Source organism: Effusibacillus dendaii (assembly GCF_015097055.1).
GTDB classification, from domain to species: Bacteria; Bacillota; Bacilli; order Tumebacillales; family Effusibacillaceae; genus Effusibacillus; species Effusibacillus dendaii.
Genome location: NZ_AP023366.1, coordinates 2,536,138 through 2,560,857, shown reverse-complemented (window position 1 = coordinate 2,560,857; position 24,720 = coordinate 2,536,138). Strand labels below are relative to the sequence as shown.

27 protein-coding genes and 4 pseudogenes are annotated in these 24,720 nt (G+C 42.3%); 4 read left to right on the top strand and 27 right to left on the bottom strand.

Translation table 11 applies throughout. The features are described 5' to 3' along the window. Positions 1-91 precede the first annotated feature (91 nt). A complete protein-coding gene (locus skT53_RS13805) occupies positions 92-814 on the bottom strand; it encodes a GntR family transcriptional regulator (RefSeq protein WP_200757981.1) in 723 nt (240 codons plus the stop codon). 304 nt (positions 815-1,118) lie between these two features. On the opposite strand from skT53_RS13805, the gene skT53_RS13800 reads away from it, so the two are divergent. Further along, the gene (locus skT53_RS13800) at positions 1,119-2,873 is read left to right on the top strand and encodes an IS1634 family transposase (protein ID WP_200757979.1); all 1,755 of its coding nucleotides are present in this window, start codon (positions 1,119-1,121) and stop codon (positions 2,871-2,873) included. A 164-nt stretch (positions 2,874-3,037) separates the two neighbouring features. Here skT53_RS13800 and skT53_RS13795 read toward each other — a convergent pair whose 3' ends face one another. The 7 genes from skT53_RS13795 to skT53_RS13765 all read right to left on the bottom strand — a co-directional run bounded on the left by skT53_RS13795 (position 3,038) and on the right by skT53_RS13765 (position 9,533). After that, a complete protein-coding gene (locus skT53_RS13795; RefSeq protein ID WP_200757977.1) occupies positions 3,038-3,925 on the bottom strand; it encodes a fumarylacetoacetate hydrolase family protein in 888 nt (295 codons plus the stop codon). Between the two features lie 25 nt (positions 3,926-3,950). Continuing rightward, on the bottom strand, positions 3,951-5,465 hold the full coding sequence (locus skT53_RS13790) for a tripartite tricarboxylate transporter permease (RefSeq protein ID WP_200757975.1): 1,515 nt from the start codon (positions 5,463-5,465) through the stop codon (positions 3,951-3,953). A 20-nt stretch (positions 5,466-5,485) separates the two neighbouring features. After that, positions 5,486-5,923 carry a tripartite tricarboxylate transporter TctB family protein gene (locus skT53_RS13785; RefSeq protein ID WP_200757973.1) on the bottom strand — a complete coding sequence of 146 codons (438 nt, stop codon included), beginning with the start codon at positions 5,921-5,923 and terminating at the stop codon, positions 5,486-5,488. A gap of 82 nt (positions 5,924-6,005) precedes the next feature. Continuing rightward, on the bottom strand, positions 6,006-6,998 hold the full coding sequence (locus tag skT53_RS13780) for a tripartite tricarboxylate transporter substrate binding protein (protein ID WP_200757971.1): 993 nt from the start codon (positions 6,996-6,998) through the stop codon (positions 6,006-6,008). A gap of 10 nt (positions 6,999-7,008) precedes the next feature. Continuing rightward, the gene (locus tag skT53_RS13775; RefSeq protein WP_200757969.1) at positions 7,009-8,085 is read right to left on the bottom strand and encodes a mandelate racemase/muconate lactonizing enzyme family protein; all 1,077 of its coding nucleotides are present in this window, start codon (positions 8,083-8,085) and stop codon (positions 7,009-7,011) included. A gap of 8 nt (positions 8,086-8,093) precedes the next feature. Further along, positions 8,094-8,444 carry a Rieske (2Fe-2S) protein gene (locus tag skT53_RS13770; protein ID WP_200757967.1) on the bottom strand — a complete coding sequence of 117 codons (351 nt, stop codon included), beginning with the start codon at positions 8,442-8,444 and terminating at the stop codon, positions 8,094-8,096. Positions 8,445-8,459: 15 nt separating this feature from the next. Continuing rightward, positions 8,460-9,533, bottom strand: coding sequence for an amidohydrolase family protein (locus skT53_RS13765; RefSeq protein ID WP_200757965.1), 1,074 nt, complete (start codon positions 9,531-9,533; stop codon positions 8,460-8,462). Positions 9,534-9,877: 344 nt separating this feature from the next. On the opposite strand from skT53_RS13765, the pseudogene skT53_RS13760 reads away from it, so the two are divergent. Beyond that, a pseudogene (locus skT53_RS13760) lies at positions 9,878-11,006 on the top strand (IS3 family transposase). 40 nt (positions 11,007-11,046) lie between these two features. On the opposite strand, the gene skT53_RS13755 reads toward skT53_RS13760, so the two are convergent. Then, on the bottom strand, positions 11,047-11,304 hold the full coding sequence (locus skT53_RS13755; protein WP_200757963.1) for a hypothetical protein: 258 nt from the start codon (positions 11,302-11,304) through the stop codon (positions 11,047-11,049). Between the two features lie 211 nt (positions 11,305-11,515). Between skT53_RS13755 and skT53_RS19315 the strand changes: the two genes are divergently transcribed. Further along, positions 11,516-12,013, top strand: coding sequence for a hypothetical protein (locus skT53_RS19315; RefSeq protein ID WP_449757738.1), 498 nt, complete (start codon positions 11,516-11,518; stop codon positions 12,011-12,013). Here skT53_RS19315 and skT53_RS19310 read toward each other — a convergent pair. The 18 genes and pseudogenes from skT53_RS19310 to skT53_RS13680 all read right to left on the bottom strand — a co-directional run bounded on the left by skT53_RS19310 (position 11,987) and on the right by skT53_RS13680 (position 24,201). Continuing rightward, positions 11,987-12,280, bottom strand: a complete 294-nt coding sequence (locus tag skT53_RS19310) for an AAA family ATPase (RefSeq protein WP_449757737.1) — start codon at positions 12,278-12,280, stop codon at positions 11,987-11,989. The two genes, skT53_RS19315 and skT53_RS19310, sit on opposite strands and share 27 nt — an antisense overlap. Next, a pseudogene (locus skT53_RS13745) lies at positions 12,273-13,624 on the bottom strand (DDE-type integrase/transposase/recombinase). Before skT53_RS13745 ends, skT53_RS19310 begins: the two are co-directional and overlap by 8 nt. 35 nt (positions 13,625-13,659) lie before the next feature. Next, complete coding sequence (locus skT53_RS18895) at positions 13,660-13,950, bottom strand: hypothetical protein (RefSeq protein WP_264176031.1); 291 nt, start codon at positions 13,948-13,950, stop codon at positions 13,660-13,662. A gap of 9 nt (positions 13,951-13,959) precedes the next feature. Then, positions 13,960-14,202: pseudogene (locus skT53_RS18890) on the bottom strand (DUF6431 domain-containing protein); the annotation flags it as partial. A 183-nt stretch (positions 14,203-14,385) separates the two neighbouring features. After that, a pseudogene (locus skT53_RS13740) lies at positions 14,386-14,568 on the bottom strand (transposase); the annotation flags it as partial. Between the two features lie 164 nt (positions 14,569-14,732). After that, complete coding sequence (locus tag skT53_RS13735; RefSeq protein WP_200757961.1) at positions 14,733-15,404, bottom strand: MAE_28990/MAE_18760 family HEPN-like nuclease; 672 nt, start codon at positions 15,402-15,404, stop codon at positions 14,733-14,735. Next, a complete protein-coding gene (locus skT53_RS13730; RefSeq protein ID WP_226375218.1) occupies positions 15,404-16,438 on the bottom strand; it encodes a DUF262 domain-containing protein in 1,035 nt (344 codons plus the stop codon). Before skT53_RS13730 ends, skT53_RS13735 begins: the two co-directional genes overlap by 1 nt. A gap of 123 nt (positions 16,439-16,561) precedes the next feature. Beyond that, on the bottom strand, positions 16,562-18,172 hold the full coding sequence (locus skT53_RS13725; RefSeq protein WP_200757960.1) for a recombinase family protein: 1,611 nt from the start codon (positions 18,170-18,172) through the stop codon (positions 16,562-16,564). 74 nt (positions 18,173-18,246) lie between these two features. Beyond that, on the bottom strand, positions 18,247-18,369 hold the full coding sequence (locus tag skT53_RS18885) for a hypothetical protein (protein WP_264175969.1): 123 nt from the start codon (positions 18,367-18,369) through the stop codon (positions 18,247-18,249). 12 nt (positions 18,370-18,381) lie between these two features. Then, the gene (locus skT53_RS13720; protein ID WP_200757958.1) at positions 18,382-18,720 is read right to left on the bottom strand and encodes a hypothetical protein; all 339 of its coding nucleotides are present in this window, start codon (positions 18,718-18,720) and stop codon (positions 18,382-18,384) included. A gap of 237 nt (positions 18,721-18,957) precedes the next feature. After that, a complete protein-coding gene (locus skT53_RS13715; RefSeq protein ID WP_200757956.1) occupies positions 18,958-20,250 on the bottom strand; it encodes a replication initiation factor domain-containing protein in 1,293 nt (430 codons plus the stop codon). A gap of 401 nt (positions 20,251-20,651) precedes the next feature. Then, a complete protein-coding gene (locus skT53_RS13710) occupies positions 20,652-20,822 on the bottom strand; it encodes a hypothetical protein (RefSeq protein ID WP_200757948.1) in 171 nt (56 codons plus the stop codon). A 27-nt stretch (positions 20,823-20,849) separates the two neighbouring features. Beyond that, positions 20,850-21,659 carry a recombinase family protein gene (locus skT53_RS13705; protein WP_226375217.1) on the bottom strand — a complete coding sequence of 270 codons (810 nt, stop codon included), beginning with the start codon at positions 21,657-21,659 and terminating at the stop codon, positions 20,850-20,852. 195 nt (positions 21,660-21,854) lie between these two features. Next, positions 21,855-22,352 (bottom strand): HGGxSTG domain-containing protein, encoded by a 498-nt coding sequence (locus skT53_RS13700; protein WP_200757946.1) that lies wholly within the window; start codon positions 22,350-22,352, stop codon positions 21,855-21,857. A gap of 85 nt (positions 22,353-22,437) precedes the next feature. Beyond that, positions 22,438-22,623, bottom strand: coding sequence for a hypothetical protein (locus skT53_RS13695; protein ID WP_200757944.1), 186 nt, complete (start codon positions 22,621-22,623; stop codon positions 22,438-22,440). A 4-nt stretch (positions 22,624-22,627) separates the two neighbouring features. After that, positions 22,628-22,798 (bottom strand): hypothetical protein, encoded by a 171-nt coding sequence (locus tag skT53_RS13690; RefSeq protein ID WP_200757942.1) that lies wholly within the window; start codon positions 22,796-22,798, stop codon positions 22,628-22,630. Positions 22,799-22,858: 60 nt separating this feature from the next. Then, the gene (locus skT53_RS13685; protein WP_200757940.1) at positions 22,859-23,332 is read right to left on the bottom strand and encodes a hypothetical protein; all 474 of its coding nucleotides are present in this window, start codon (positions 23,330-23,332) and stop codon (positions 22,859-22,861) included. Between the two features lie 164 nt (positions 23,333-23,496). Continuing rightward, positions 23,497-24,201 carry a hypothetical protein gene (locus tag skT53_RS13680; RefSeq protein WP_200757938.1) on the bottom strand — a complete coding sequence of 235 codons (705 nt, stop codon included), beginning with the start codon at positions 24,199-24,201 and terminating at the stop codon, positions 23,497-23,499. Positions 24,202-24,347: 146 nt separating this feature from the next. Between skT53_RS13680 and skT53_RS13675 the strand changes: the two genes are divergently transcribed. After that, positions 24,348-24,695, top strand: coding sequence for a helix-turn-helix domain-containing protein (locus tag skT53_RS13675; protein ID WP_200757936.1), 348 nt, complete (start codon positions 24,348-24,350; stop codon positions 24,693-24,695). Positions 24,696-24,720 lie beyond the last annotated feature (25 nt).

Sequence of the window (24,720 nt, the reverse complement as noted above, 5' to 3'; positions counted from 1 at the left end):
ATTCAACTGGTCGTGTTTTACGTGCAGACTACAGGAACAGAAAAAAACGATTTTTCCTACATAGGAATCGTCGGCTTTAGATGGTTGGACATTATAAATTGTCTATATCATAATCAATGTTCTTGTCCTCGATGTCTACGCTATACCGCATGATATCACTACGAATGATAGACCTTGTAATGATAATTACATCCTTATTTGAACTGGTTATTCGGTCCACTAAAAGTCCTTGAGCCCGATAATGAACCTCAAGATACTTTGCTTCATAATCGCCTATAATCACTGGTTCAATAAACTTCTTTACCTTTGTGAAGCAAAACCCCTGCTCTCGCAATAATTCGATTAACCAAGATCTCCCCAACTCACTTATTTCAAGATTTGGCACGTACTTTACAGGGATAAAAATGCGATCAAAAATGCAAGGTATCTGATCAATGTATTTAATTCGTTCGATTCGCCATAAATCGGTACCTTCTGGCAGCCCAAACACCTTACTCAATGCTTTATTGCATGAAATTTGCTCAAGGCTTAAAATTTTGAAGGAAACCCTCCTTCCTTCCTTTTCAGCATCATAGGCGAAACTATGAAAATCATCCAGGCTTTGTTCAATCATTGGAGATGAAACGAACGTCCCAGCTCCTTGAATACGCTCGATTAATCCGTCCTCTTCCAAAACATCCATGGCTCGTCTTGCCGTTGCTCTACTTACCTGGTATTTTTCAATAATTTGGGTTTCTGAGAGAAAGCTACTTCCCTTTTCCCACTTTTCTTCCATAATTTCATTCCGTAGTTGTTCTGCTACCCATCTATACATGGATACACCTTCAGGAACGGACCGCTTGGAAAGCAATATGTTCACCACCATTTGTAAATTCTTTGATTAATGTTCACTTATACGGATAACTTGATATCAGTATAACTAATGCACCTTATAAATTCAATAAACACCCAAGTTTGGCGACAATTTTTTCCAAACATTGATGCAGCTAGGCTTTGTGGCTTCGTGGAATTAAAATGTAGTACCTAATTTAGCTCTGATAAAATAGCGGTTTTTGTGGTAATTTACCACTTGTTTTGGCATGATTTTCGTAGTCCCGTAATATCGGAGTTTGACTACGTTGTTTCTGAAAAAATCCAGCACAACCATTAACGGAAAAAGATATCATCATTATAAAATTGTTGAGTCCTATCGTGATGGTAACAAGGTGAAACACCGCATCGTATTTAACATCGGAACACTCACTGATGAGCAGGCAGAACAATTGAGGCTGGCATTACAGGTCCAAAGCAACCCTTCCCTTGTGGTAGCTAAGGAAAATGACATTGTAGTGACGAAAAGTCTGTCCTACTTGAATGTCATGATGTTGTATCAATTATGGCAGCAATGGAATTTAGGGCAGTTCTTTCCTGAAGATCGATGGGTGGAAGCTTTGGTTATTAATCGCTGCATTGACCCTACCAGTCAGATTCAGTTGCAGTCCTGGACTGCCAATACCATTCTGCCTGCGGTGATCCCTGCTTTACGAACCTATGATGAGTATGATGTTTATCGGGAACTCGACCGACTTACCAAGCAAGAAGATGATTTGCAAGTCTTCTTGTACGAACAACTAAAGAAACGTCAGCGTATCCATTCGGAGGCTTTCTTTTACGATATTACTTCTTCCTATGTCGAGGGAAGCCGATGTGTGATGGCCAAGTTAGGTTACTCCCGTGACCATCGCCCGGACCGGGAACAAATTGTCATTGCGTTGATGATTACTCCTGAAGGATATCCCTTTTATTGGCGTGTTTTGGAAGGCAACACCCAAGATATCACAACGGTTGAAGCGTTGGTGCAAGATGTCAGAAAGCGGTTCGGCATCGAACGTTGTACATTAGTCTTTGACCGAGGGATGGTTTCTGCGGACAATCTGAAAGCAATTGGACAACAGCAGTTGAAGTACGTGTCCGCCATGGATAAAGATGAAATTCGTACCACTTTACTCGACAAAATCATGCCAGATGCCGCAACCTCCGAGGACTGGGAACAGGTCGTTGCAATGAGGGAATTTCGCCCGTGGGACGAGAACGAGTTCCTGTTTTATCGCCCTGTCGTACTGAGCGACAGGCGCTACATTGTAACTTTTGATGTACAACGTTTTCTGGATCAAACGAAGCATCGAAAACGTCAGATGCAAAACGTTGAACAATCCATAAACCAGATCAATGAAAGTTTGCGAAACGCCAGGAAATCACGCAAATCTGAAGTGGTAGAACAAGAAGTGAACCAACTCCTTTCCCGTAAAGGATTGAAAAAACAAGCGAAAGTTACCATTGAACCCCTTTCTCTAGCTGTTACGACATCCAAGGGGAACACTCGTACAGTGAAAAGTTTCCAAATTCAATTGGAATGGCTGGAGGATCAAATCCAAAATGCCGCCCGGCTCGATGGATTGACTTGCTTCATCACGAACATGAGTATGGATGAAGCAGATGATCGTGAAGTAATTGAATTGTACCGGCGAAAAAACAAAGTAGAAGAAGCGTTTCACGAAATCAAATCACATCTGCAATTGCGCCCGATGCATGTCACACGTACGGAACGAGTCAAGGCACATGTTACGGTCTGTATGCTGGCGAATTTCCTCATGAACGACATGGAAGTTCAGCTAAAAGCCGCTAATCACAACTGCTCTCCAACCGATGTTCTAGACGATTTGCAATCTTGTCAACTTCATCGACTTGAAATCACAACGTCTAAGAGAAAAATGCTGAAAGTACAAGAGGTTTCAGAACAACAAAAACAATGGTTGCAGGCATTACATTGTGAAAAAGTGGTGCAGGAAAAATTCAAAAAACAAGTGTTGAAAAATGCCGAAAGCTGGTTGTAGTACCTAAACGATAAACCCAAGGTGCTACAACCCTTGCTACGACTAGTATTGGAAAATTATGTCGCCAAACCTGGGTAAATAGTTCAAATTTTTAAAATTTAACTTAATTTTTAAATTAAATTACACGTAAATTTACTAAAACGGAACAAAAGAAGTACTCTTATTTACCCTAATTGATTTATCAGTCGCCCTAGCCCACTTATTTCTATTACCATTTCATCCCCGGATTTCAACCAATGCTGATCTTCTTTGGGGTATCCGAGAATAACTCCTTCTGGAGTCCCTGTCATGATGATATCTCCTGGATTCAAGGCCATGTAATGAGAAATATAGCTAATCAGTTCGTCACAATGGAAAATCATATCTGCAGTATTTGAGTTTTGACGAATCTCCCTGTTTACATATGTTTTCATATCCAGGTTGTTCGGATTTTCAATTTCATCCGCCGTTACGAGATAAGGGCCTATAGGACAGAAACCGTCTGACGTTTTGCCCAGAAGCCACTGATTGGTACGGAATTGAAGTTCGCGTACAGACAGGTCATTCCCATTGCAATAACCTAATACATAATCAAGTGCATTCTTTTTTGCTACTTGTTTTGCCTTTTTGCCAATAACCATAACCAACTCTGCTTCATAATCGATTTGCTCCGCATTATACGGAATAGGGATGACCTCTTTATGTGCCGATATGGAATTATCAAACTTATTGAAAAGGACCGGATACTCTGGAATCCGCATATTGGATTCCACAGCGTGCTTCCTATAATTCAAACCGACGCAAATGATTTTTCCTGGGTTCGGTACGCAAGGGCCAAAAACGGTCTCCTCTTCGCGCAGAAAACATTCGTCAGCTACTTCTTTTAATATTCTATTCACGAATGACTCTAGTTCCTGCAAGTGTGTTTCTCCACCGGCAATCAATTGTTCCATAGTTTGTGGAACCGAAGGATTTGGAAAACTTTGCAGGACTTTAGTCAAGTCTAAAAGACCTTTTTCCGTATTTATGCCTAATTTTAATCGTTTCCCATCATTAAATGTAAATAGTTTCATAGTATTACTCCTTCATTTTTAAGTGTTAATCACTAATAATGACTTCACTTGAGTGTTTCTTTTTTTGTTTACCTTTAGTCCCATTTTTCAGTAATGGATACACAAGTCCAATGACGATAAATAACAAAATGACTAATGAAATCGGTCTAGTAAGGAATATTTCAAAGCCATTACCGGACATGATTAGTGCTCTTCTAAAGTTATCCTGCATAAGTTGCCCTAGGACCATCCCCAAGATTAATGGAACAATCGGGTATCCGTATTTTCGCAGAACAAAGGCAAGAATGCCCGAAGCAAACATAATCCAAACATCCATTAAACTATTTTTCAGAGAAAAAGCACCAACGACAGACATGGTCAAAATAATCGATACAATCAATCCCTTAGGGGCTTGCAACATTTTTACCCAAAATTTAACTCCAAAAGCACCAACGATAAACATAATAGCTATGATCACGAACAAAGCAATAAAGACACTGTAAACCAAATCCGCATTTCGGGTCATCAATTGCGGTCCCGGAACAATTCCATGCATAATTAATGCTCCAATCAAAACTGCGTCGGTCGTCGAACCTGGAATTCCTAACGTAAACATCGGGATCATCGAGCTGCTTACGGTGGCCATAGCACCTACTTCGGAACTCGCAAGCCCTTCAATAGATCCCTTTCCATACATTTCCGGTTCCTTTGATATTCGTTTGGCTTCGTTATAAGTGACCCAATTTGCCGTTGCAGCCCCAATTCCTGGCAGTGCCCCGAGGAATGTTCCAATCACTCCAGCGCTCGCCATCGGTTTTACCATCTGCTTCCACTCTTTGCGATTTGGCCAGTTATTGTTAATGGTGCCGCTTTTATACGGATTCTTCTGATCCAGAGTGGTTATCATGAATAAAGCCTCACTGATGGCAAACATGCCAATCATAACGGGGATGTAAGAAATCCCTTCCATTAGCTCCATAAACCCGAAGGTAAACCTGGGATATCCAGTGAATGGATCTAAACCAATAACTGTGATAAAAAGTCCTACAATAGCCATTGCAATCCCTTTTACCCTACTATTTCCAAGTAATCCTCCAATGATCAAAAGACCTATAAGCGCGAGCATAAAGTATTCGGGTGCACTAAACTTTACAGCAATATTGGCTAACGGAGCGGTAAGCGACACCAATGCAACAGTTCCAATCAATCCACCGATAACCGCACTTGAAATCGAAATCGCCAATGCCTTTCCGGCTTTTCCTTGCTTATTCAACTCATACCCGTCTAATACAGTGGAGGCGGATGCAGGTGTTCCAGGAATCCCTACTGTGATGGCCGTGATTGAACCCGAATAGGTTGCGGCCATATAGAGTGCACATAGAAAAATCAGGGCTGTCTCTTGACTCAGTGAATAAGTGAATGCCAGCAACAGTGACGTTCCTGAGGTAGCATCCAATCCGGGAGTTACTCCGAACAGCATGCCTAAGACTACACCTGCCACAATGGCCAGTAAATTATACCAAGTGAAAACCATATCAAAAGAGCTCAACAGGTGATCCACATTCATTCAACTCCTTAATCTTACAAAATACCACTCGGTAGTGGAACGCCTGATACTTTTTCGAAAAAGTACCAAATCAAACCGCTCATCGCAAGAGAATAAAAGACACTTACCATCCAACTCTTTACCTTAAGGAGTCTAGAAAGAATAACCAAAAACAATGGAGTAACAAGCAAGTATCCCAGAATAGGGATGAGTAAGATATAGAGCAACAACAGACCACCGGCAACGATCTGAAGTTTATTATCGACTAGCTTAACCAAAATAGATTTTCCACGTATGGACATAAACAGTTGAACAATACTGAGAATCAACAGAACTCCGAGCAAGATACCTGGGAACAATGCCGGTCCGACATCTTCTTTGGATAATGCTGGGGGGAAATCTCTAAGCATCCACAAAAATACTATGCATAACGAAATTATGATGATCGAAATCATCATTTCCCCTTTTTTCATGTCCCATCACCTCCCTAACTGTCAAACGAGTGAGTAACCACCTAATTAAGATTTAGGGGAGTTACATGGATTCCCCAAATAACTACTGTGCCAAATTTAATTTCTTCAACACCGTCAGATCTCCAGAAGCTTGGTTATTAACGATCTTCTCAAAGTCATCCCTGGCTATTTCACCGGATAAATTACCAACGGTATTGAGATATTTCTGGAATTCGGGGTCTTTTACGGCTTTATTAAAGCCATCCGCTAACCGATCTACAATTTCCTTGGGGGTTCCAGCTTTCACAAACAGGCCTCTCCAATGATATTTCACAATATCGAATCCTTGATCTTTAAAGCTTTTAAGATCAGGATATTTGCTGATTGGTTTCTCAGAAGAATGGGCTAGCACTTTGGCTTTTCCTACAAAACGTTCAATGGAACTGGTGTTGGTTAATGCTGCATCCAAGCTGTCTCCCATAACCGCTGTAATGGCATCTGTTCCACTATTGAAGGCTACCCATTTTACATCTACGCCCGCTTTTTCTGCGAAATCCATGGCAACAATGTGATGAGGTGTCCCAGTACCATATCCTCCGATGGTAATTTTCCCTGGATTTTTTTTCGCATCATCAATTAAATCCTGCAGGGTCTTATATTTTCCACCCTCCTTCACAAATAAGGCGAAGGGATCCAATTCAATTCTTGAAACAGGCACAAAATCTGAATACCTAAATTGAGCGCCTTTCATTTGCAACACAGAGGTAATTCCAGTCGCTTCACCGTGAAGGGTATATCCATTAGCTGGCTGGGACTGTGTATACGCCATGGCGACCATTCCAGAGCCACCGGTTTTGTTGACGATATTGATAGGAACATTGTTTAAATATTTCGATGCCACCTCGGCCAATTTCCTCGCCATCACGTCTATAGGTGCCCCCGCACTGGATGGAAGAACGATGGAGATAGGCTTATTTGGAAAATCCGTAGAACTCTTTTCTTTTGATTCAGAAGAAGCAGCTGACTTTCCTGACGAGCAGGCAACGGAAAAAACGGCTAAAAAAGCAACAAGAATCAAGCTAATCCACTTTTTCAACGCAATCCCCCTATTCATAAATGGCTTGATGGATGATAAACGGACTTATCTTACTAATATCCACTTTAGGAAGGAAGTCGGGTGAAACGACCAAGTAATTTTTATCATAATGGATGGATCTATCAGAAACGGGTGTGATCGTCTTAAGAAAACCGTTCATTTCCCCTGCGGTCTTCAGACACAAGTTCGCCGATAAAACGGCTTCCTGATAACAGCCAATATCGGTCGCTATCCCATTCCCTAACACAGCTTTCATGCAATGATCTTCGATCTTTTGAACCATTTCCCGGAGTAGCGCTGCGCTCGATGCTTTCATTAATTTCAACTTGATATAGTCTGAACATTGAAGTTGAATCGCTTTATCAATATCATGGGTGTCATAGATGGATTCATCCAGCATCAGAGGAATGGGAGAGTTATTTGAAAGCCTTTTCATATCTTCCCAATTACCCTCCTGAAATGGCTGTTCAAATAATTCAATATGATCAGGAGGAATAGAGGTCACAAACTTATAGGCATCATCATAACGATAGGCTTGATTGGCATCAATTCGAATTTTCATGCCCTTGCTGATTCGAGCATGAATGAATTTGACCTTTTCAAGATCCTTATCCACGTCCCAACCGACCTTCACTTTGATTGTTTTATATCCACTTTCCTTAAGGCGAGCCAGTTCACAATCAATTTCTTCATAATCGCGGCTATTGACAATCCCAAGTAATTCCACTTGTATAGGGCGATCGATTTTATATAATGGATCGCCATTAAGCTGCTCAAAGGCGGTTAAGAAAGGAGTGGTGGAAAAAGGAAGCCGACTGAACTGTGTAGTGAGCCAGCGGCTTGCATCCGATATGTTTTTATGGATTAGCTGATTTGCGTAAGATTCACCAAAGTTCCATACATCATATGGACTTTCCCATGAATAGCCTAAGACAGCTGTACTTTCTCCAATGGCACTCATCCCATCTTCAGCTGTTACGATCACGAAAACCGAATCATAGTAAGTAAATTCGCCCAGCGAGGTAAGATAAGGTTTTTTTAGAGGTAACTTTACTCTCAACATTTCTATCTGTTTTATTTTTTTCATAGAAATCTCTATAATTCCACTACTACATTTTCTTCTTCTACAAAGACCTTATATGTTTTCATTTTTAGCTTTGAATTAAAGACAGTGCAGCCGGATTTGGTATCGAATTCAAAACCATGCCAAGGACACCGGATCATTTCATTTTCATTGCATATTTCATATTTTCCAGGTTCATCAGAGGCTGTTTCATAGGTAAGGAAGCTTCGATTCAAATCTGCACCACGATGCGGGCAGCGCCCGTAGAACGCAGTCCATTCCTCGCTTGAATTTCGAGCGACAATCACAGGAACCCGATTAACGTTGATTAATAATTTACCACCTGGCTGGACATCAGTCTGTTTGCAAACAACGTGTTTCAAAGTGATCCCTCCCATTTATTCTTTTTTATTCATAAAATTGTAGAATTTTCCAGCATTTTGATAGAGAATTTTCTTTTTGATATCTTCCGGTAAACCCGCAGGTAAGGCTCTGGTCGGTGCATCAAAATCGTAGTGTGGATAGTCTGTGGCAAAGCAGAGCATTTCATCGCTCCCCATCAGTTCTATCACCTTCATCCATTCTTGTGCACTAATGTCTTCGGTTGGTTGAATCGCAAGGCGTACTCGCTCACGTATATATTGACTGGGCAGATTCTTTACCCATGGCACTTCCGCCCGAAGTGACTTATATTCACGGTCTGCCCTCCAAATCAAGTGAGGAGCCCAAGTGAAACCGCCTTCCAGAAAGATAAATCCTAATTTCGGGAATTTATCAAAGATCCCATTGCAAATGAGACTAGTAAGCATGGCCATGGTAAGCTGCGGTAAATTCATATGCCTTTCAATGGAGTAATTTCCAATGCCTAGTCCACTGTAAGCAATCGTAGTATGGTGAAATGCCACTTTTAAGTTGTTTCTTTGCGCAGCTTCAAATATCGGATGATAATAAGGATCGCCATATGCTTTAAAATCAATCGGCAGCATGACTTGAATCATTCTCGGGTGGGATGCAAGCCGATCAATCTCTAAAGCTGCCGATTGAGGATCTTGTGGTGCAATTTGAATACTTCCGAAAAAACGATCATCTTTTTCCAACCAATTTTCAATCATAAAATCGTTATATGCGGATGCTAAGGCGGCGGCAAATTCACGCTGGGTTTTTAACATGGAAGGATAGAAATAACCGGTAAGAATTGCGTATCTGATATCATATTCATCGAGTAACTCGGTCTGGGTTCTCTTATAACTTGAAACACTTTGCGACGTCCAGTCAGTTGGATTATACCAATACAAAAAATCAGTAGAAAACCCCTTCCAGTTCCCCCCCTCTAACAATCGCTTCCAAGGCTCTTTTAAATAAGGAACCAGATCTTTTAAAGACCCAAATGATTCGTGAACATCGGTATCAATGACCAAGCTTTTGGTTTTCGTATCTTTCTCTAATTCTAAAACTCTGGTATTCATATCCATGTTGATTCCTCCGTCTACATTATTTTTGTGTAATGATTCGTAATTTCATTTTGTGTTGTTCAGCTACCCATCTGTACATGGGGACACGATCCGGGAATAACGCTTTGGAATCAATAATGACCACCACCATTTTCGAAGTTTTTTATAAGCCAATCACAGGTTATACGGATAACCTGATATCAGTATAAATTAATGCTCTCTAAAAAATCAACTGAATAGTGAAAATTTTTATACTTTTCAATGATTAGTTTTTAACAACTTCAAGATAACGTATCGATATAGAAAAATACAATGAACCCATAAGGTGAGACACAAGGAGGAGATAAATAAGTTATACGGAGGACATGGAGAAACGAAATCGATATACGGCAGAATTTAAGACGAAGGTCGTACTGGAAGTGCTGAGGGAAGAGCAGACGGTGAATGAAATTGCCGGGAAGTATGAAATCAGTCCGGTGATGTTGAGCCGGTGGAAAGGAGAATTTTTGGAGCGAGCCTCCATGGTGTTCGGACGGGAAAGCAAGGCAGCTGAAAAGATGAAAAGGAGCTATGAGGAGAAGCAGGAACAATTGGAGAAGCTGGTCGGCCAACTGACGCTGGAAGTCAATTGGCTCAAAAAAATCTGGCCTCTAAGACGTCCGCAAGAGAGCGGCAAGCTATGGTGGAGAGGGATCACCGGGAGATCAGCATCAAGCGCCAGGCGGAGCTTTTGGGGATCCACCGTACGAACGTGTACCGGCAGCGAGAGCCGCGGCAGGAAGCGCCGGAGAATGTGCAGTTGATGCATGAGATAGACAAATTGTACACGAAGCATCCGTATTTCGGTTATCGGCGGATGACAAGCAAACTGCAGGAACAGGGAGGGGACGTGAACCGCAAACGGGTCCGGCGGCTGATGCGCGTGATGGGGATCGAAGCGATCTACCCGGGGCCGAATCTAAGCAAGCGGTACCATGCCCAGTACATCCGGCCCTACCTGCTGCGCGGCCTCAACATGGATCGCCCGAATCAGGTGTGGGGAGTCGATATCACGTATCTGCGGATGGGCAAGGGGTTTATGTATCTCTTTGTGATTATCGACTGGTACAGCCGCAAAATCATCGATTACGCGCTTTCCAGCACGTTGGAGAAGGCCTTCGTCCTGACGTGCCTGAAACGGGCGCTGGCGCGCTGTCAGCCTGAGATCATCAACAGCGATCAGGGCAGCCATTTTACGATCCTGACTACTTGGATTTGCTTTCGAAGCATCACGTGAACGTGTCGATGGATGGCAAAGGCCGCGCGCGGGACAACAGCCGTACAGAACGCTTCTTCCGCTCGCTCAAATACGAGTTGATCTATCTGAATGAATACGAGAATCCACGAGCGCTTCGTAGAGCAATCACGGCCTATCTAAGATTTTATCACACCGAACGCCCACATCAGGCGTTGGGGTATGCTACGCCAGAAGAAATCCATGCGCGGGTCGCTTAAATCGCGCCTGCGTCCCATTACAATCGAAGGAGGACATAACTTATTTTTTTCGAAATTGTGTCTTGACAATGGGGGGCATTACAAAATACGGATGCTTCGTGTACAATTTGTCTATCTCATGCATCAACTGCACATTCTCCGGCGCTTCCTGCCGCGGCTCTCGCTGCCGGTACACGTTCGTACGGTGGATCCCCAAAAGCTCCGCCTGGCGCTTGATGCTGATCTCCCGGTGATCCCTCTCCACCATAGCTTGCCGCTCTCTTGCGGACGTCTTAGAGGCCAGATTTTTTTGAGCCAATTGACTTCCAGCGTCAGTTGGCCGACCAGCTTCTCCAATTGTTCCTGCTTCTCCTCATAGCTCCTTTTCATCTTTTCAGTGTTACTGCTAAAGCATAATGTCCAGAAGTTGACGGCGTAAGTTGTCCTGCTGATGACGGACAATCTGTCCGGCTCTAAATAATCATAAGGGAGAATCAAGACAATTCTCCCTGGATAACACGCTTGACCATATGATCGTCAATGATGCGATGTTTGTTCTGTGCGCCATAGATCAGGCAGTGCGTACACACCTTGTTAATGAGTCGGGCCGTACCGCTAGAGTAACGGTAGATATCGTCGATCGCCCCGTCCGAGAATATGTCATGCTCCGCTCCGGCGTAGGCCATATGTCGCTGGATATAGGCTTCGGCTTGCGCACGATCGAAGTGCGACAGTTTGCACTGCAGGTCGATACGCTGGCGGATCGCGGCGTAAGCTTGAAGGGAGAGACGATCCTACAGCTCGCTTTGTCCTACAAGAATGAGCGCCATAGGGCTTTGCGCATCCATCCTGAAGTTAAGCAGAAAGCGTACTTCTTCCAGCATCTCTCGGTCGAGCAGATGAGCTTCATCCACCACAACAACCGGCTGGAGCCTGTGGATGCCGCACATGAGCTCAATCTCTCGATGCAACTGGCGCTTGGCGTCACCTCGGTAGAATTTCTATTCGCATCCAAGTTGTTCGAGTAGCCCCTTGTAGAAATGACGTGGTGTAAGCTTAGAGTCGGACAGATACAACACCTTGAACTTCGCGGGGTCGAGTACCTCGGTGAACTTCCGGATTGTCGTCGTCTTTCCGGTGCCGCAGTCGCCGGTAACGACAGCGAACCATTGACGCTCGGCGGCATATTCGAGTCGCCCGAGCGTTTCTTCCAACGTGACCGATGCATACAGTTCGCTCGTCGGGATGTCTCGCGAGAAAGGGGAACGGCTGAGACCGTAGAACGACTTAAACATGGCCGTCCTCCTTACTGACCCGGCGGTAGGCGACCGCTGGAGCTTGCTGTGTTTTACGCACACGGCTACGCTCTTCCGCTGCAGCGAGCAGCCTTGACGTATCTGCCGGTTGCGGCCCAAGATGTTCCGGCAGTGGCGGACGTTTCCCGGCACGCTCGCCGATCACAAGTTCCCGCACCGTCCACGGCGCATGTCCTTCGTACTCAATGGTGAGCTCCGATATATCTGCCGGGTCGAACACGACATCGACCGTGCAGCCGATGAACGGAAGGCCTACTTCATACTTGCGGTCCATGAAGCTGATACAGCCGGATTTGTCCACTTTACGCGTTTCGCAATGCAGGAAGGCGTTCGCCAGTTCGACGGGATCTACAAACTGGAGCGCTTTCTTGTCGCTGCGATACGCCGTTTCCGGGCTGCACTTGTTCTCCAGGGCGGAATGCGGCTTGTTCTGATAACATTCCGACAGCCACCTTGGAACAGTTCGTTTAACCGCTCCAGCGTCTTCGGCTTCTCCAATGCCACCTCGCTTAGGAACGCATCGACGACACGATTGAACCGCTCCACCTTGCCTGTTGCTTCCGGCGAATAGGGCTTTGCAAACAACAGCCGAATTCCAAGCTTGGAACAGATGCGTGTCATGGACTTCGTGCGGTACTGCTTGCCGTTGTCGAAGTAGACCGCTTCCGGCACGCCAAACTTCTGGATGGCCTTGCGAAAACAATCTTCTACGATGGTCTTGTCCATGACCGGATAGAATTCGCCGTGCAACACAAAGCGTGTCGCGTCGTCAATAAATGTCACCAGAAACACCTGTTTCATGGCGCCACCCGGTCCGATAGGCAGGTACGGACCGTACTTAAGATCCGAGTGCCACAACCGATTGCGGTGGCGCTGCTGAAAGCGCCGTGCGGAGACACCGGACTGGGCGTACATCCGCATATGACGCGTGCTATAGCCGCGCTCTGCGAGTTTTTCCTGCAACGTACTGCGTTTAACCTCGCCAGGTTGAACGCGGCCTTCCCACTCCAGAATTTGAATGATCTGCGCCACGCTTCGACTTGGCACTTCCCGGCGTAGCAGGATGGCTTGTTCCAATACATCCGGCGGGATGGTTGGGCTCGACGGCTGTCGACCTTTGCCTTTGGGCTTTAAACCGGCAAACCCGTCCTGCCGGTACTTGGCCAAATACCGGCGCAACGTCCGCTCGGAAAGTCCTGTCTGCTCACAGATCCTTGCTTTGATTTCCCTGGCCTTGGCCGGGTCGAGTCCTTCGGCCAAAAGCGGTGACAAAAGCTGCATCCGCTCTGCAGCGATGGCCTCGGCTTTCTTCTGATCTTTCATCCATTTCACCTTCCTTGATAGACTTCGAGACGAGTCTATCGCAAGGAAGGTATGGACAAGAATGCAGAACGGGTATGTACCCATAAATTTGCATTGGCGATTGGGCGGACAATTCTCGCCAGCCAACCGGGGGCGTCCCCGACAAGGTGTCCAATCTTATGGTGTGCAGACTGTGAAGAGGTGGACGAACGCTTCACAGAGTCTTGGTCAAAGCGGATGGCGATGGATGAAAGACATCCGAACAAGTAAGTCGACTGTTCTTGAAACCAACGTCGCCAGCGCTGCAGCGTGGAGTCGTCTGCTGCAACGGATAGAGTTTCTGACATGGAAACCGCTTGCTCTATACATTCGGACTCATAACGTTTATAGGGCACGATGCAATCCGGGAATTCATGATGAATCCGACGACACCGTGAACAACGAAGCCTCCGTATGATGAACTGACGGCTTACTCCACAACTGCTTACCAGCTTACGCCGTCGGCTTCCAATAACAATAAGCTCATCTCCGCAACAAGGACAAGGAACCGCTTCTGCACACCGAACAAAAAACACCAGGGCTCTTCTCAACCAACTCATACTCTGTTACAATGACCATAGCTTGTGATGCGGGATGCTTCCGGTGAGTCTGCTCCTAACAGACACACGAACAATGGAAGCATCCTTTTCCTTTTTCTGAGATACGGTCATTATATTCGTCATCTCTCGGACAGGCAATTCCGTCAGCTTTCGGGCATTATGCTACAGCGGCAACATTTCAGCTGCCTTGCTTTCCCGTCCGAACACCATGGAGGCTCGCTCCAAAAATTCTCCTTTCCACCGGCTCAACATCACCGGACTGATTTCATACTTCCCGGCAATTTCATTCACCGTCTGCTCTTCCCTCAGCACTTCCAGTACGACCTTCGTCTTAAATTCTGCCGTATATCGATTTCGTTTCTCCATGTCCTCCGTATAACTTATTTATCTCCTCCTTGTGTCTCACCTTATGGGTTCATTGTATATAGTCCTCCAAGTTTTAAATTGAATTTTATACAATATTATAATACTTTTCGCAAAAAAAATTAAGAACAGGTTACTAAACCCTGCTCTTTTAATCAAATATTTTCTCAAGTTGCTGGTTTCAAATAGTGTTTATTTTCGATATAGTTTTGAAATACCATAATACAATAAGTGCAAAATTCATTAATATCCTCAAACCTTTTCTGAAGATCGTCTGGAGTAAATCTTTTGCCAATTTCTGAAGGTGATTCATTTCCGTGGGCAATAGCATTTCGTAAATCTACTAATTCCTGAATTCTACCGCCTATCTCTGGCCTTGGTAAAATGGGCTCTTGAATAGAGAAAGAATTCCAAATACTTTCAAGTTGTTTATATCTTATGTTCTTTCCATCCGTAGGAATTAAGTCATTAGGAAAATTAATAATATTATCTTGATCAAACAAATCAAAAAACTTCCATCTTCGTTCCCATTTTTTCTCGTTACCAATCATTGTTAAGGAAACAATATCATTATTTAGTGCAATACTTAAAAACCTTGGTCTGAACTGACTTATTTTTATATTTTCATTACTGATAATTTGTAAGGTAGTTGAAATACATGAACTAAGAGTGTATTCATATATTCCATATAACTGAACAAAAAACAAACCCTTCATTGATGTTATTGCAATATTGGGGGGGTGAACCCTTTTACGATTTTCCGAAATTCTGATATATTTTATTGTTTCCCTAACTTCAATTAATCTTCTGGTGGACTCTGATTTAATATTCTCAAACATTACTTACCCTCAAATTTAGATAAACAATACTCAATTCTTCTTCTTACTTTAGGATTAGAATTCGTTGCTCCTGAAGTTAGCGTTTTTAATTCAGAAGATTGAATCCACTCTTCAATACCATCTGTAACAATCTTACCATTTTTTTTGTATGCTAAAGCAGCCCCTACTGAGACCGCTTCAAACAAGTTAAAAGGAGTTGTCTTTAATCTTCTGGTAATTCCATTGGGAAGCGCAACAGCTAATTCTGAAAAAACAGCCATAAATAAATTTCTATTATATTCATAATCAAATTTTATACTTGCATTCTTCATAAAATCATTTAAAAAACCCACAACACTATGTTCAAAATTTTGGTAATTATGAAGGTATGCAAAAAACCGCAACACCAATTCTTCAGGTGTCCCATCATTTTCTTTTTCTTTAGGCAATTTAACAACTTTATTAAATTCCTCTTTTTGTGCCATTTCTTTCAGGAAATCATTAAAGGGACCACGAAATATACAACTCCTAATTTCTTGATCACTTAATCTGATCCCACCAGTATTCAGCCTTTCAAAAAGGTCAAATCTGACATTAAGGTCACTTTTATCACTGAGTGTTGTTATTTTTAGAGGTTTAAGAATAAAATTTAATTTTATTGAATTAGGTAATTCATGGAATGTCAACCCATTTAAAGTTGATAATTTCTCTAACCCCGTAATGGTAAGTGGAGCATTTAACCCTACTTTTGCTAATGCTTTTTCATCGCCAGCAAAGTGAACAATAGTACTAATTCTCTGAACTCCATCAATTACTTCCCAAGTACCATCCGCATTTGTGGCCATAAACAAATTAGGAATGGGAATACCTAGAAAGATAGATTCTACGAGAACCGATTGGCGTTTTTCATCCCAACGAAATTGACGTTGGTATTCTGGCGCTATGTTTATTATGTCTTCAGAAACCATGTTTATTATTTCTTTTACACTAAAATCATAAGAATCGAAATCAACTTTTAGCTTTTGCTCGTTAAGTTGATTCATTAGATTTTTCATAATATAGCACCCCATTCAAATAATCCCTATAACAATCGTACCACAATAGAGACTTGTTTATAACACCTGATTATTCAAACATGATTTTCTGCTTGAGAACTTTATATATAAAAACACTGAATTCTATTCGTAACTAAATACGCATAAGGTACAGTCAATTTCCTTTACCATCACTTGTGATACGGTTCTGCGCTCCTTTTTTGCTGGTAAACATATATCGTCACCGAGCCATAGGGAGATTTGCTTAAGTTCTTTCCGATCTTTGGACACATGAATTTCCTTAATAATTGCCCTAATCAACTCTTTCTTCTCCTGCTCATCAGCTAGGTCAAACAGTTCGTTGAAGTTCGCCAATATTTCCACCACTAAATTGGCGTTAATATCCACCCTTGATTGAAGTTTTGTTAGTTCTCTTTCAACTTTCTCTATCATTTCGGTCATTTCGTCAATCTCTGATTGAAGTTTACTCGAAAGTCGATTGAAATTGACTGCTTCCAGTTCCCCGGCAAGATACTTTTCATCAAGACTGTTTATTTTTTTCTCATGTTCAGCCTTCCTAAGGTTCAGTTCATTAAGGTTTGCTTCCAAGGGGGTTTTATCCCTTTTGTATCCTTCATCAATTTTGTCTAAAATATCTTCAACTAAATCCATATCGGCTATAAGTTCTTTCAGCACATTTAATACTTCCTGCTCTATCCAATCCGCAACAACAAGATTTGAAGAACACGCTACTTTTCCTTTTTGATGGTATGCCTGGCACATATAGTAACGATAGAAACCTTTATCCCCCCGTTTCTTGTTCTTACTCATAACCATTCCAGCACCGCATGCAGGACATTTCAAGACACCGGATAGGAAAAAGTTACCGCTATACGATTTGATAGGGGTAAAAACTTCAGCATTAGCCTTATTCACAGCCTGAACTTTCTCCCATAGTTCCATTGAAATTATAGGCTGATGACTACCTTTACGCTCAGGCATTACCTCTACCTTACCTTTCCTGCGCTTTATGTTCCAGTCCTCTTTCTTCCCCCATGTATTTAATCCCGCATATTCCTTGTTATTCAAAATCGTTTTAATTGCTATTGTACTGAAATTGTTTCCCTTTTTTGTCTTGTGACCACAGCTATTCATTATGTTTGCAATTGTCTTGTATCCATGTCCTTCTGCTCTAAGTTCAAAGATTTCCCTAACTATTTTCGCCTCTAACTCATTAGGCACGAGTTTTTTATCCACAACATCATATCCAAGCATTAATCCCCCGTTGAACTCACCGTTGCTTGCCCTCTTTTTCATTCCACTCTTGACCCTGTTTATTATCACTTTCCGTTCATATTGAGCAAATGTGCCTTGAAGACTAATGAACATTTGTCCTTCAATGGTGGATGAATCAATATCACAAGTACTCACCAATAATTTCATATCTCTGGGAATCAATTCATCTTCAATGAGAATTAGTATATCTTTATTACTTCTGGAAAGTCGGTCGAGCCGCCAAACAATGATTGCATCAAACTTCTTGTCGGCCATGTCTCTAAATAATCGTTGAATCTCAGGTCTATTGTAATCTTTTCCTGAGTATCCACCATCGGAGTACACATCATATATCGTGTACCCCTTTTTCTGGGCATAGCTGATAAGCTCCTCTTGTTGAGCTTCAAGTGAGTATCCTTCATTTCTTTGTTCTTCCGTACTTACTCGTGTATAAATGGCTGCAAATTTCTCTTGTTTCATCGTTTCCATCTCCCATCTTTATATGAATGAAAAGGATAGACGCTTTAATAATTCAAACGTCTATCCTTTTAAATTTATTTTTCCGTTACTATTTGTTGAGCATACTTTCTAACAAGTTCTGCAAGTGTTCTTATTGCCTCTAATCTTTTGATTTCTGCCTCAGTCAATTTTACTAACGAGTTTTTCTCGGTCTGCATCTGGCGCTCTCCTTAGTTGTCTTGTTCATTACCGATACTGTTACTGTTAGAATTTTTCTTGCCGCGAGACTTAAGACCGTTCATCAACGTATATAATATATCCTCCCTAGTAATCTGAAGCATTTCTTCTTCGAAGCGTTTAGATTCATTGAGTGAGGAAAGAAGACTCTTGATTATATAAAAATTAACATTATGATCGTGGGGGGTTCTCTCAAATCTTGCTAAATGCCTAATAGCTGCATCGAGCGCATCAATTCGTGCCTTTGTCTCCTCCTCCTCTTGATACAACCCTTCTAGATATTCACGCACTTCTTTAGTTTTCTTAGATTCTTGCAATTTTGGATTCATCATATTTTTGGCCTCCTTGAAATTGAATTCATAGGATATATATTTTTTGAGGCCATTTTTTTAGGACTCCAGAAAAAAATTTGAAACTTTTTTCGTAGACCACTTATCTAGCAAAGGAAAGTGTTAACACGAATTATAGGATTTTTCGCAAAATCAACACAACCCATCTTATATTGTGAAAAACACTGTTGTATCTCTTCCCGTACGGTCTTTTACTTAAAAATGATTTGCACCAGTCGATTAAGCAGCCAGCAATATCAAACTCGGTTCCTCAATTAACTGTCCCCATTGTTCCATTGCCAACCGGTTGAAATCAACGTGATACGGGTGAGCAAGGGTTTCTCTTACCCTTTCTCGTATATGATGGATGTACATATCGATTCCGTCTCTCATGTTTCGAGCCTGTCCTGACCGTTTCTTAGGAAGTTTACTCCAATCTAGTACCGCCGCCGCAAAATATTTCTCGTTCCGCTCCGGAAGATACCTGTCCACATCCGAAAGCAAGATGTTCTTGTCAGGGTTGTATACAATCTCAATACAGCTGAACTCATGGTCAATCGCAATGCTTTGCTTCTCGAATCGATGGTGACGGTGTTTTCCATAATCTGCACAATTCTCATTTTTTCTGTCGTTTTCTTTCTTGGGTTCATCGTATACTGTATTTGTTACTGCCATTTGTAACGGTCGCTCTTGAACTTGTGGTTCCTGCTGCCCAAGCAATAACCCACATAGTTCTTCTAACAGCGGCTTCCATGCTTCCCTTGCTAACTCGTTGAGATCCACTTGAGACGAGGGAGCAAGGGTTTCTTTTACCATTTTCCGTATATATGGCGATACTTTCTTACTTTCTTCCTTTTTCATCAGCATACGCGCCTGTTCTGCCCGTTTCTTCGGAAGACTGTCCCAGTCAGTAATCACCGCTGCAAAGTATTGCTTGTTTTGCTCAGGTGGATGATGCAGCAATTCTGCTAATGGTATTCTCTGTTCTGGCTTGTAAACTATTTCGATTCGGGTCAATTCGTGGTCAATTACTATGTTTTGATTTTCTAACAATTCCAACTGCTTGTTATATATCTTGCAATGACCATTCGTCTTCCGTTGATGCTTCTCCCCGATATAGAGTGTCTCTTTGAATTCCCCCAATTTTCGACGACCATCATGAGGAATAACCACCACATTATCCATTGAAGTCTTTACATCGTAGGCAATATCACAGCTAACAAAGTAAATGCCGCTGGCAACACGGCGCAGAGCATCCAGCAATTCCTTAAAATGAAAGTAATACTCAGGTCTTGTTTCTAACCGCAACGTGTATGACATGCCTTCCGGCTCAATCCAGTTTCTATAAAAAACATGCAAATAAGCACCGTCTGCCTTCTTCAAATGCAATTGATAACTGTACCCTTCACAATAAAAATACTGTTTATACAACTCCCCACTCTTAACAGCCTTGCCCACTAAAGCATAGTAGGCGCTTAACGGCACATCTGTATATTCCATTACGAATTTGTCTATTGATACCTTTGCTTTCATAGCTTGCTGCCCTCCCATTCTCCTACACTTTTTACTGACTACGATTTGTATTTTTTAAGACTTACTCGACTAATTAAGTAATTATCGGACACCTTGCCTTTCAACGTGTGAAAAACGCAAAAAAGCACTTGAAATCACCAATAAAAGTGTTTTCCAAGTGCTTTAAGTGTGTTTTCTAGGTTTTCAGAGTTTGGGCAAGTTAGCAGTATCCCTTAACCAAAATCGAATACTGTACGAACAGTATGACACATGGGTTGTCTAGAGTCAATAAGAATTTTCTGACCTTACGAGATGGTTCGCTCTCGTTTATTTCTCTCTGGCTCGGTGTCATTTGTGGTATGCTCCCAAAAAAATGTCATCTCGCCCGGTTCTCGTTGGTCTGCGTATAGCCTTCCAGTTTCCTAGTCGATAACTCCAAGCATCCGACGCATCTCTATCTCCATTTCTCGTAGACACTTTTGCTTTTTTTGCAGTTCGTCAAACCATTCCATGTCCTTGGTTACTAATGCCATGTCAATCAGTTCATTGTAGTCTTCTGAACGCATCATCGTCGGCTGTTTGGGTTCACTCATCTGCTCATCCTCCCATCTTTCTTTCGATCAGCTTATCTGTCTAGCCTTGTTCCACAACTGGCGGCTAATGATACGAGGAAATACGTCTTTCTGCCGAATTCCGTTCCGCTCCTTTAGCCCGTTGTACATATTGAAACCTGTATACGTCTCGTTGTTCAAAATGTTTTGTACCTGCACCACTGTCCAAGCCTTCCCTGTCTTGGTTGGTATGCCTGATTGGTTCAACTTGCAAGCGATTTTGTATGGATTATTCCCCTCAACATAGAGTTGAAATATGTTCTTTACCGTTTGTGCTTGTTGCTCGTCTACGATAATCACACCATTTTGTACCCGATACCCATAGGCAGGTGCGCCGCCAGCATATTTATTTCCCTTGGCAGTGGCAATCCGTCCGACTTTTGTCCGCTCATTAATGGTCTTCCGTTCAAACTCTGAAAAAGACCCTATCATTTGCAGGAACATCATTCCCGACGGTGTAGATGTATCAAAATTTTCCGATACACTAATGAAGGCAATTCCTTTCGGTTCCAGTTCATCCTCTATCAATAAAATCAAGTTTCTCAACCTTCTGTGTATACGGTCTGCCTTCACCACGACAATTCCCGTCACTTCATTTTCAACCTGCTGAACATATTGCATCATATCCCTGTATCCGTCTCGTTCGGTCGTACTACCACTTTCTCCTTCATCCTTAAATATTCCTGCCAGTTCCCAACCTTGGCTAATACAGTACGCCTCAATCTTTTTTACCTGTTCCGCTATGGAAGTATTCTCGATCTGGCTATCTGAAGAAATACGAGCGTATCCAACCACTTTCTTCATTGTCACGTTACCCATGTCCAGTGCCTCCTTTTTTGTAAACACTATACGACCCAGATTAAGGAAATTACAATTACTTTTACGAATATTCGCCTTGATACACCATAACAAAGGGATTTTAATAAATATTTCGGCACACAAGGTTATACGTTCTCACCGTCAAAAGCTAAACAAAAAAGGAGCCGACAAAGCTAAACGCCTTGTGCCCCTATGCTAATTGCCATGTTTGTGTCTTGCTTGTCGGATTATCTCTGCCAGTTTATCTAATGCACCATCGCTTTCAGTTACGTTTAGTTCTAACAGCCTGCTGTTTTCGCGTATCAGGTTTGCTTTATTCAACTGTACCTTTGTAATTGCTTCTTCCAGTGCATTGATGCGGCGCATATCCGGCTTATCTTTCTGTTCCTCATTTCTAATCCGTTGCATCATACGCCTAATGCGTATTTCACATAACCGGAACTCATTTTCAACCTGTGCTTTCGGGTCTGTTGCCACCTGGGCAAATAGCTCCCGTTCTTCGTCCGTCAAAGTATCTAGCCAAATGGTTTCATACAGTCCGTGCTTCAATGCGTTTGTATTGGCTTTTAGCTTTGAAGGGTCTTTCGGTCCCGTGGACTTTCCGCCATGTAATCGACACCTTCCATTCTTTAGAGCGGCTTTCTTACAAGGTTCTCCGCTTCTCGTTTTGGCTCCACATAGCCTTATCTCCATTTTTTCACCGCCTAACCTCAATTCATGGGGTTCGTTTCCCTAACCGAGGGGAGGGGAACAAGTCCCCAGCCCTTTAACCTCATGTCTATTTCAACTCATTTTCAGCTTGTTTCTTTTGGACTTTTCTCGCTAGGTAGGCATTAAACTCATCTTGCAATCCTACTCCTGCAACAAACTCCATATAGCTTTCTAAAAGATTGAATAATCTTGTGTGACTTTCGTTTGCCAAGTTTAGTTCTTCAAGTAAGAATTGCTCCATTGTTTGTTCCATTTGTCTATTCCCCCTGTGCATTTTGTTGTGCCTTGCGTTCCCAATATCGCCGCTCGTACTCTTTTTGCTTCGCTTTATTTTCTGGCTTCTGCCGCCACTTCCGCTTATATTCCCTTTCATATTTCCTTCTGTATTGTCGCCTTGCTTCTAGCGCTTGTGGGCTTAACTTGGACATACCTAGTCCTCCACTTCAATTTCAATTAAATCCTTGTCGTCCACTATTTCAATTTCTACCTTACTCAACTCGGTTTCCCTCCAATTCTGCTAGTTGCTCTACCGCACAAACTAAAAGCTGTTCCGTTACTTGTACTCGTTCCTCTGCTCGTTTTACTATCAGGATCGCTTCTTCCTTCGCTCCCTCGAGTTCCCTTTGTTGTTTAGCTAACACGCTTTCGTTGTAACTAATATTTGCTTTTAACGCAGATGCTTGACGTTGTAAATCATCAATCCGGCGAAGTGCTTCCAGTCTTGGGTGTCCGTCTTTTTCGTCGCCTAACTGGTCATAGTATTCAGCCTGCTCTAACAGCCGCTTTGCTTCCACCGCTGCTTGCGAATCCCTGCTTTGTCTCAATTGTTGCGCTTGTTCCCTTAACTCCTTTGCCTTCTGCCAATACTCTCTGATCTCATCCATAATTGCGTCATACTCTGCTTGCGCCTGGGCAATCAAACCCACTTTCTTTTCCTTTACCGCTTGTACTTTCCTTGCCATTGTCTTTTCCTCCTTAGTGTTTTTTGACATGCAAAAAAGGCTCACTCCAATGCAAGGTGGAATAAGCCTTCTAAGTTTTTGCAAGCATTTATCTCAAGGTTTCTAAGTGTGTATTGTTTGTTGATTGTATTTTAAGACCTTTTACCTTTGATGTAAATATCTTCTCACTTATTGTTTTTTAATACCGGATGCTCCCAGTATGTATTTACTACATTTTTTAGATTATTCCGGTCAAAGTTTGACCAATTAATTTTTGCTGCCTTTTCTTTATCTATCGTTATCTTTAAGACTGGCTCCGTTTGTTTATTCCCGTATGCATCAACCAGCGGCAACTGCCAAATTAACGTAACTTCCTGAACTTTATCAATAGTGAACAGTTTTTTCAATACATTAGTTGATTCTAATAGTATTCCGCCTTTCGTCATGTTGTTTGTCAGGTTTTCGTTGGCATGAAGTGTAGCAACCACAATCTTATCATTTCCATCCGCAGTTCCTAAATGATCATTCACTTGCAAATTGATTATTTTCGGCTCCCCGGTATTGGCTGTTTCCCCTAAAGTGTCAACGATAACTTGCCTCACTTCAGCTTGTACATTGTCTTCTACCTGCTGACTGTTCCCTGTCACTATCTTTTCTTGCCGTTTTGGTGAATCATCAAGTGCTGAAAAAACTAACGCCACTGCCGTAGCCGCAATTGACAATAGTACTATGATTCCTAAACACCCGAGACATCCTTGCAGAAAACTATTGCTTTTTTTTCCTTCCTTTTGTGTACTTGGGTTCATTGAAGCGGCTTTGTTTGCCGCTTTGTCATTAGTTTTGTTTGCGCTGTTGCTCACAGTTCTAGCAGCATTTTTCCCCTGACTCATTAATCTGCATCCTCTCTCCAGAAAAAGTTTCCAAACACAAGCACTATTATACGAGCTTTCGATACTTTTTAGTATTATTTTTTAATACTTATAAACCTATTACCTATGCTTATCCCATTGTCTACACTTCTTTTGAGGTGTTCAAAATGGCAGATATCCTAGAATTCGTAGGTAAACGAATAAGAGATATACGCAAGACTAAAAATTTGTCCCAAGAGCAACTTGGTGAAAAGTCAGGGTTTCACTTTACTTATATAAGTGGGCTAGAGCGTGGCGAACGGAATATATCACTGGTTAACTTAGCGAAGATTGCGAAAGCACTTGAAGTTAACATTCACGACTTTTTTAACTTTGAGCAAGAGTTAAGCGAGGAAAAACAAGCAATCATAAATGAGATCGTACTGTTGCTAAGTAGTCGTGAGGAAAGACAGGTTACAATGGCAAAAAACATTTTGTCTGAAATTTTCCGCACTTTCCCCCAACATAAAACTTGAGGTCTGGATTGACTTCGTTTTACAA